The organism is Lysinibacillus sp. CNPSo 3705 (assembly GCF_028674935.1).
GTDB lineage: Bacteria > Bacillota > Bacilli > Bacillales_A > Planococcaceae > Lysinibacillus.
This window is the reverse complement of record NZ_JAQZSD010000004.1, coordinates 125,303-133,596: the sequence shown is the minus strand read 5'-3', so window position 1 is coordinate 133,596 and position 8,294 is coordinate 125,303. Positions and strand designations below refer to the sequence as shown.

The 8,294-nt window shown below is 34.0% G+C and carries 9 protein-coding genes and 1 pseudogene; 5 read left to right on the top strand and 5 right to left on the bottom strand.

Going from position 1 to position 8,294, the window contains the following annotated elements; genetic code table 11:
• Nucleotides 1-51: 51 nt before the first annotated feature.
• The 3 genes from PVA17_RS02945 to PVA17_RS02935 all read left to right on the top strand — a co-directional run bounded on the left by PVA17_RS02945 (nucleotide 52) and on the right by PVA17_RS02935 (nucleotide 2,165).
• Entirely contained in the window at nucleotides 52-1,407 is a 1,356-nt protein-coding gene (locus tag PVA17_RS02945) for an NAD(P)-binding domain-containing protein (RefSeq protein WP_274066835.1), read from the top strand.
• Between the two features lie 18 nt (nucleotides 1,408-1,425).
• Nucleotides 1,426-1,614: a hypothetical protein gene (locus PVA17_RS02940; protein WP_053485580.1), complete on the top strand. Its 189-nt coding sequence runs from the start codon at nucleotides 1,426-1,428 to the stop codon at nucleotides 1,612-1,614.
• Nucleotides 1,615-1,727: 113 nt separating this feature from the next.
• Nucleotides 1,728-2,165, top strand: coding sequence for a GNAT family N-acetyltransferase (locus PVA17_RS02935; RefSeq protein WP_274066831.1), 438 nt, complete (start codon nucleotides 1,728-1,730; stop codon nucleotides 2,163-2,165).
• A gap of 497 nt (nucleotides 2,166-2,662) precedes the next feature.
• Here the strand turns inward: PVA17_RS02935 and PVA17_RS02930 are convergent, their stop codons facing one another.
• Nucleotides 2,663-3,001, bottom strand: a complete 339-nt coding sequence (locus tag PVA17_RS02930; protein ID WP_132362202.1) for a winged helix-turn-helix transcriptional regulator — start codon at nucleotides 2,999-3,001, stop codon at nucleotides 2,663-2,665.
• A 370-nt stretch (nucleotides 3,002-3,371) separates the two neighbouring features.
• On the opposite strand from PVA17_RS02930, the gene PVA17_RS02925 reads away from it, so the two are divergent.
• Both PVA17_RS02925 and PVA17_RS02920 read left to right on the top strand, forming a co-directional pair.
• Nucleotides 3,372-3,923, top strand: coding sequence for an NAD(P)H-dependent oxidoreductase (locus tag PVA17_RS02925; protein ID WP_132362200.1), 552 nt, complete (start codon nucleotides 3,372-3,374; stop codon nucleotides 3,921-3,923).
• Nucleotides 3,924-3,955: 32 nt separating this feature from the next.
• Nucleotides 3,956-4,669, top strand: coding sequence for an SDR family oxidoreductase (locus tag PVA17_RS02920; protein ID WP_274066830.1), 714 nt, complete (start codon nucleotides 3,956-3,958; stop codon nucleotides 4,667-4,669).
• A 119-nt stretch (nucleotides 4,670-4,788) separates the two neighbouring features.
• Here PVA17_RS02920 and PVA17_RS02915 read toward each other — a convergent pair whose 3' ends face one another.
• The 4 genes and pseudogenes from PVA17_RS02915 to PVA17_RS02900 form a co-directional block, all read right to left on the bottom strand.
• Nucleotides 4,789-5,277: a tyrosine-type recombinase/integrase gene (locus tag PVA17_RS02915; protein ID WP_274066829.1), complete on the bottom strand. Its 489-nt coding sequence runs from the start codon at nucleotides 5,275-5,277 to the stop codon at nucleotides 4,789-4,791.
• A gap of 126 nt (nucleotides 5,278-5,403) precedes the next feature.
• Nucleotides 5,404-5,553, bottom strand: coding sequence for a site-specific integrase (locus tag PVA17_RS02910; RefSeq protein ID WP_274066828.1), 150 nt, complete (start codon nucleotides 5,551-5,553; stop codon nucleotides 5,404-5,406).
• 704 nt (nucleotides 5,554-6,257) lie between these two features.
• A complete protein-coding gene (locus tag PVA17_RS02905) occupies nucleotides 6,258-6,779 on the bottom strand; it encodes a hypothetical protein (protein WP_132362164.1) in 522 nt (173 codons plus the stop codon).
• A 300-nt stretch (nucleotides 6,780-7,079) separates the two neighbouring features.
• Nucleotides 7,080-8,032: pseudogene (locus PVA17_RS02900) on the bottom strand (alpha/beta hydrolase fold domain-containing protein).
• Between the last annotated feature and the right edge of the window lie 262 nt (nucleotides 8,033-8,294).

The following is an 8,294-nucleotide window of genomic DNA, read 5'->3' as shown; positions in this document are numbered from 1 at the left end:
ATATATAAGAAAATGCTTATATTAAAGATTTATAGAGGAGAAGGATTTTATATGAAAACACTTAACATAATTAAACAAAATGGTTCTTGCTGTTCTACTGCTAAAGATATCGAGGTACAAAAGATTTTTAATATTTTAAATAAGAATTTACCTATCGTAATAATTGGTGCTGGTCCAGTCGGTTTAGCTGCAGCTGCTCATTTAGTAGAACAAAATCAGTCCTTTATTTTACTAGAGGCTGGGAATGAAGTAGCTCATAATATTCGCACTTGGGGTCATGTTACACTATTTTCTCCATGGCGATATAACATCAATAAAGCTGCCAAAGCTTTACTTGAGGAAGCTGATTGGCAAGAACCTAACTTAGAAACATTACCGACTGGGCATGAGTTAATTGATCTCTATTTAAAGCCTTTAGCAGAGATAGCACAAATAAAACCTTTCATTCAATTAAACTCAAAAGTAGTGGGAGTTTCACGTCAATTGAATGATAAGATGAAATCAAAAAATCGCTTAAATCAGTCCTATAAGGTATATATTGAAGCGGAAAACGACACACATGTCATTGAGGCTAAAGCTGTTATTGATGCAACAGGTACATGGGGGAACCCAAACCCAGCAAACTCTACAGGTGTTTGGCTACAAACTGAAAAAGTATTAGCTGAACACATTGAGTATGGAATTCCAGATATAAAAATGAACACTACAAGATATGCAAATAAGAAAATTGCTGTTATTGGCGGCGGTCATTCAGCTATCAATACCTTATTATCTTTGGCTGAATTACAAAAAGAGAGTCCTTCAACGAAACTGGTTTGGATTATGCGCAAGAAATCTGCTGAAGAAGTATATGGTGGGGAAGAAAAAGATGCCTTGAAAGCACGTGGTGCTCTAGGTATACGTATTCATGAATTAGTAGATGCAGGTAAGATTGAAGTGATTACACCATTCTATATTTCAATGGTGAAAAAAGATGGAAAAATAAATATTGTTGGTACTTTAAATGGAGAACAGAAAGTATTAACAGGATTCGATGAGCTCATTGTAAATGCAGGAAATAGACCAGATTTTGCAATAAACAGCGAACTACGTCTTTCCATTGATAATGTAACAGAGAGTGTGCAAGCATTAGCACCACTAATTGATCCTAATGAGCATAGTTGTGGAACAGTTCGAGCGCATGGAGAAGAGATACTACGACAACCAGAAAAGGACTTCTATATTGTCGGTGCAAAAAGTTATGGACGCGCACCAACATTTTTAATGGCAACAGGCTATGAACAAGTCCGTTCAATAACAGCTTATTTATCTGGCGATGAAGAAGCCTCAAAACGTGTGGAATTGGAATTGCCAGAAACAGGCGTATGTAGTATAAATCTTGTCAATCAATCAAATACATGTTGTTAATTGGAATGGGGGATATGTTTGTTTGATCAGCTATTTATAGTGGGAATATATTTGTTAATTATTTTAATACTTTCATATTTTACACTTGAATATCTGAAAAATAAAATTAGTAAGCAACATTTTCTAATATGGTTAATTGGTGTTTTTTTAACTGGACCTATAGCATTTATTATATATGTCATTTGGGATAAGAAAAAAGAAGCATAACTAGTACAAATATAAAATGAGGTAAGTCCGATATGGAAAATCTATAACGTTTAATTACTTGACTGTTAGCGAAAGCTAGCAGTCCTTTTTGAACATAACAAGGGGGGAAATGAATGGACGCAGTATTCATTCGTAATATGGAGCAAAAAGATTTAGCAGAGGTATTAAAGATTTATAAAGAAGGAATCGAAACAGGAATGGCAACCTTCGAAACAAATGTACCAAGCGAACGAGTACGGGATGAAGGGCATCATGTTACTTTACGCTGTGTGGCAGAAGTCAAAAATAGAATAGTCGGTTGGATTGCAATTTCACCTGTATCTACCCGAGCAGTATATTCTGGAGTTGGAGAAGTAAGTGTTTATATATCAAGTGATAGTAAAGGGAAAGGGATTGCCTCGAAGCTGTTTCGAACACTAATTGAGGAGAGTGAAAAGGAGGGCTTTTGGACACTTCAATCATTTATTTTTGCAATAAATACCTCAAGTATTCAATTACATAGAAAGATGGGCTTTAGAATAGTTGGTACGAGAGAAAAAATTGCTCAGTAAAACGGGAATACTTGAAGAGTCGAACATACAAATTTGTATGTTCGACTCTTTTTTACACATTATATAGAACCAATGGATAACTTTTTTTATATTGTTGAATTGACTGAGAAAAGATTACTAAAGGATTGAAAGAAGCGACAAGTAATAAATTTGATACTCTGAATTTTTAAAAAGTATTTAAAAAAGGTGTTGATTATGATCTTGCAAAATCTAATAAAAGACAAAAGTGAAGCAGCCTAGGTTCATTTAAATAAATTTAAACAAGTGTTAATGAACACTTTAAGGAAAAAAATAAAAAGGGTCACTTGGGATAGGAGTGACCCTAAGTAACAAAATTCGGAGGTGTAAGGCTAAAATAGCTTTACTTTACTATCAATATGCGGTGATAGCGTAGTTTGTATAGTTCATAGCCTGAGAAATAGATTTAAAAATAAAAATGCTCTGATATGATTCATAATTAACTTACCAAAATTTAAAGAATGACTTATTTTAATTTTTTATAAATTTAATCCAAATCTCTTTAATTCAATGAAAATACCTTCCAATTGTTTTCCTTTGTCTGTTAACGTATATTCCACACGAGGGGGAACCTCCGGGAATACCTTTTTATTCAATATCCCATGATCTTCTAGTGTCTTAAGACGGAGTGAAAGTGTTTTCGGGCTAATTCCATTCATTGATTTCAATAGGTCACTGAATCGCATTGTTCCTTCTATAAGCAGATCGCGAATAATTAAAAAAGTCCATTTAGTCCCAATCACGTCGAGCGTTTTAGCAATGGGGCAAGTCTCACCTGGTGCTCCTTTGGTTAATATTACTGGCTCAATAACGCTCATATGAAACATCCTCCCGAAAAATTTTTTTGTTTAATTCACCTTATCATATCACAATAGTATACTTTCAGAAACTTTATGAAATAAATATCACTACTTCCGTAAATGAAGTTACTATATTTATAATATCGTTGTACTTATAATTTCATCCCTTATTGAGGAGGTGACTAAAATTATTGCAAGAAATCAACGAAACAAACTACCGTTTGCTCTCATTGCTATATAAATCAATGCTTTTGCTATTGATACATCATCATGAGTATTCTTCCGGATGAAGCAAACGATTTGAATTTTACCTTAAGTGCAGTAGGGTTATCAACTACACGCTAGGCAGTTTTTTTAGAATTCATATAATTGAAGGAGCTAGATAAAGATGAAAAATATACTTATAATTAACGGTCATCAGAAGTATAGTTCAGCAGAGGGGAATTTAAACCAAACATTGATGAACAAAATGGTCAGTTTTTTAAGTGAAAAAAACAATGTAAAAACAACAATTATTCAAAAAGGATATAAAATCGAAGAAGAACAACAAAAATTTATATGGGCTGATATTGTCATTTACCAAACACCTATCTATTGGTTCAGTGTCCCGGGCTTATTGAAGTCGTATATGGATGAAGTATATGCTTATGGTTTATTTTTTAGGGGTGCTGATCAGTATGGAAAAGGCGGGTTGTTGACTGAAAAGAAATATATGTTTTCGACTACCTGGAATGCTCCTGAAAAAGCATTTAACGATCCAAGTCAATTTTTTGAAGGGAGCAGCCTAGAAGATGCATTAAGTCATTTACATCGTATACAGAAATTTCTCGGAATGAAACCTTTAAAGAGTTTCTCTTGTTATGATGTAGTCAAAAATCCGAAAGTTGAAAAGTTTGTATCCGAACTTGATTTACATCTGCAAGAGGTATTGAATTTTTAATCTATTAAGTAAACGTATAAGGGGAGAAAAACATGTTAAAAGATAAAAAAGTTGTAATTATCGGTGGAAGCTCTGGGATTGGTTTGGAATCAGCTAAACAGCTAATAGCTCATGGGGCAGAAGTAATCATTGCCAGCCGTTCCGAAGATAAATTACGGAATGCAAAAGAGCAACTAGGAGATAGAGCAACGGCTTATACTCTAGATACAACGCAAGAACAGCAAGTCCAGTCTTTCTTTGAAAAGATCGGCCAGTTCGATCATCTTGTGGTAAGCGCGGCAGAAACATCCGGCGGGTCATTCCTCCAAACGGATACAGCCCAAGCCCGAAAACTATTTGAAAACAAATTCTGGGGACAATATTATGCAGCGAAATACGGTGCTTCGAAAATTTTACCAAACGGTTCAATCACTTTGTTCTCCGGGGTTGTAGCCTACAAGTCTATGGTTGGCTCAGCAATTCTAGGGGCAGTCAATGCGGCTATTTCGAATCTAGGCCAGACTTTGGCTTTAGAACTTGCTCCGATCCGAGTAAACATCGTTTCACCTGGAATAATTGATACACCTTCCCGTAGCAAAATGCCAGAAGAAGCACGTAATAACTTCTATAATGCAGTTGAAAACAAACTCCCTGTAAAACGAATAGGAAGAGCTGAAGATGTTGCACAAAGCGTACTATACTTGCTACAAAATAGTTTCGTGACTGGAACCGTTCTTCATGTAGAAGGCGGTCACATTTTAACTTAAGCCAGCAGATAAGGAAAATATATCCACTAAACAAGAAAAAACGCTATTCTTTTTGTAGAACTATACGAAAGGATGGTGTTTTTTTAATCTTCCCAGCTCCATTGGGCTTAAAAGGCACTCTAACACGTTTTCCTTATTTTGTTGTAACATCCGTTATGCAGTGTAAAGCGGGTAGGCGAGAGGCCTGCCTTTTTCAATACATCTTTAAAGATGACATGTAACCCACGCGGATCTAATGCTTTACGATTTTTATTTAGAGAAACAGGTTCTGTTGGATAAATTTGATATGATCTTAAAGAAGCTTTATAAGATGCCAGAAGCGGCATTAAGTGTGGATGAAGGGGCAATATACGTTCTTTTTTCCCTTTTCCTTCTATTCGAATTGTTTCACTTACCAAATCAACTTGTTCCCAGGTCAATGAAACGAGCTCAGAACGCCTCAGACCTGTTGTTGCTAACAATTTAAACATTATCTCATTCCGCATCGAAAAACGTGATTGGGCGCGTTCTAAATAGTCAAATAGCTGTTTTAGATCCGTTAATGTCATATAGACAGGAAGTTTATCATTGGTCTTTGGTGATTCAATCCCGCGCGTAAAATCATTCACAAAATATTGTTCCTTTAAATAAACAATATTTTGTGAATGATTTTAAGGAAGAAATTTTAACGAGGTTTTTGTTTTAATGATCCTAATAAATATTGGATAAAGCGACGTACTTGGGTCCTGGTGATCTCATTTAAAACAGGTTGAACAGCCATGATCCGATAAAAAGGTCAAGAAGAGTTGTAAATCGTATTCATAACTAGTGACTGTATTAACTGAGTAATTTTTTTCAATCTCGATATAAAAAGCAAATTCATCAATGGCTGCATGTAGTTGCAAGTAAAAACCTCCAGATATCGTATTAAACAATAATTATTATCCGTACAATCATCCCATTATCTTATCGTAAAAAGGAGAGTTATCGTTCACATGAAAATTATAAGGAACTTAAGAAATACAAGTCGAAAAGTACAGATATTATGGGTAGTTGACGAATCCAAGCCCTCCTCCACGCCAAATAATTTTAGTTTACATAATATAAATTATAGGAAGTTGTGTATCAATGAAAAGTATACTAATAACATTGAGACAAAACGGCTAAAAAATGTAAACTGGTATTTCTTTAAGTGCTTGCAAAAAATCTAAATCCGTTTGTACTATGAGTTTACGTTGTTTTACGTTTCTATAATCAAGTCAGTCAAACGTTTATTTGTAACTAAATATATATAAAATTATGCCGACACCCAATATCACCAATCATCCTAAAGCGTGTGAAAATACGTAATATCTGCCATAAATTTTTTATGTTCTCACGCTTTCACTGATTACTATTTTTTGGCGTCGGACTGTATTTTTTGTAATGTTTTATCGAATTTCATTTTTTCATAATTCATAAAATGCAATCAAACTACCTTTGAAAAATTTTCATCACTAAAGCTTTTTCACGATTGGTTTTAGCCATCCTTCATTAACATCACCTTTACATTTGTACTGTTATCAGCTAAATGAAAAAGTTAAAACGTTATAAGTAAGCATTTCCCCGCTTATTCCATAGAGTTAACAATTTTAACTACACCATCCATAGTAATTTTTTTACTGCTCTCTTTATCAATCATAAAAGTGTATCCAAGTTCTTTCTTTTCAATTACAAACACATCAAAATCACTGTGATTATAATAAAGTAATTCATTGCCATCCTCTAAACGTATTTTTTTAGAATCATTTGAAGAAGGAGGCGTTTTGGAAACCAATATTTTAAAACGGGTACGTGGTGAATTCTCATCTAAATAAGAAATTTCTAAATTAGGTCCTCCTGATGCACTGCTAAAACTTCCTACAATATGTGTAAAAGTAATTGGTGGAACACGAGTTGGAAGCTCTAAATTTTTTTTTAATAAATCTTCGGTTTTTTTTATTGCTTCATTAACCTCAGTAAAACCGTTGTCTAAATAAAGTTTCTTAACATCATACGAACTTCCTTGTTTTGTTGCTTTATCTTCTGCATGAACAAGGTTACTGCTCCCAATAAACAAAAAAACAAAAAGTAATACGTATATTTTTCTCAATTCAAATTTCCTCCTATTTTAATTTATTAATTATTTCGCCTCCCGAAAAAGGATTTATATATTTCATTGCGTGTGAATAGCTTTTATTCACTGACATGTAGCTGTTCAGCTTTTATGAATTGATTGATAATATGAATACGTACTTTCAGACACCTTTAAATTACACACATCGCAGGTTAATGCTCGCTTTCTTTCGTAATGTGGTCGATTAACTCTTATCTTCTATATTTGAACGAATAAAGTCATAGAAGTTCTTGTTTTAAACGAAGTTTTCCCTCCTGGTGGCCGCTTCATGTACAGTTAACTCTCCATTTCTTTCAATGCACTAATAATTATAGAAATAATTTTCTGTTGTGCATTCTCCGCTTCAGGGATTGGCATAACAACAAACACATGATTCATTTTAGGATAAACAAAAGTATCGATTTCAATTCCCTGTTCTGTTAGCTTTTCATCAAGTCTTATTGCATCTGGATATAAACATTCATGTGTTCCAATAAAATGAGTAATCTTCCCAAGTCCTTTAAAGTCACCGTATATCGGACTGATCAACGAGTCTTTTACATTTTTATCAGCTGCCCAAATCTTTGTAATGACTTCTATTCCTTCCCTTGCTAACATCGGATCCTTTTCTTCATATTCAGCTATATGAGGATTTTCAAAACTCATATCAACACATGCCGACAATAAAATAATATCTTTTGGTTGCGGCAAACGGTTCATTTTTAAAAGATGAGCTAGCCCAAGTGCTATATTGCCGCCTGCCGAATCTTCCATGATAGTCAATTGCTCGGTACTTTCAACTGTTTCAAGAATTTCTTTATAAAGGTTTAGGATTTTTGGATAAGTATCTTTATAGTTAAAATGAGGTACTTTAGGGTAAATAGGAGTAATTATTTTCGCTTTTAAAGATTGCGCTATTTTATCCAAGAACCACCAGTGGAAATTTAAAGGTTGATTCGTCCAAGCACCACCCCACCATGTATATATAGAATAACTTTTTGCTTCAGGGACTCTTGGTCATTTAATGTGAAAACCTGCATGCCCTCGAATGCTTGCTCCTTAACATTATTTGAAAATTGAACATCGTCCCCAACAACATATGGCTTTATATTTTCAATTCCCATTTGCTTAACATACTGTTCGGTGTTTTCAATACTAGAAAAACTCTTTTTATTACTTTCGGAAGTTAACAATTTTTCAAATTGAATACTTTCTACAGAACGTTCTCTGTTATAAATTTCTACACTCATTTTTCATTTTCTCTCCTTTAAACATTTTTCTTGTTCATCTTGTTTCATAACACAGTATGATTTGAGATAGCCACGTATCTCTTTATCAAAAGTTTTTAATGGAACGGAGGCGATAAGGTTCTATACTGCAACGATTTCAGTATAAAGGTTAAACTATGTTGCAGGGTCAAATAAAAAATTTTAAATTTCGTGAGCATGAGCCTCCATTTCAGCTATTACAACAAATATATCACCTAATTTTCCCCATTCGGTAATAGTCTTG

What these genes read in the sequence shown, in the direction of transcription:
- PVA17_RS02945 (WP_274066835.1), top strand. Translation starts at nt 52, where the DNA reads ATGAAAACACTTAACATAATTAAACAAAATGGTTCTTGCTGTTCTACT.
- PVA17_RS02935 (WP_274066831.1), top strand. Translation starts at nt 1,728, where the DNA reads ATGGACGCAGTATTCATTCGTAATATGGAGCAAAAAGATTTAGCAGAG.
- PVA17_RS02925 (WP_132362200.1), top strand. Translation starts at nt 3,372, where the DNA reads ATGAAAAATATACTTATAATTAACGGTCATCAGAAGTATAGTTCAGCA.
- PVA17_RS02920 (WP_274066830.1), top strand. Translation starts at nt 3,956, where the DNA reads ATGTTAAAAGATAAAAAAGTTGTAATTATCGGTGGAAGCTCTGGGATT.
- PVA17_RS02930 (WP_132362202.1), bottom strand. Translation starts at nt 3,001, where the DNA reads ATGAGCGTTATTGAGCCAGTAATATTAACCAAAGGAGCACCAGGTGAG.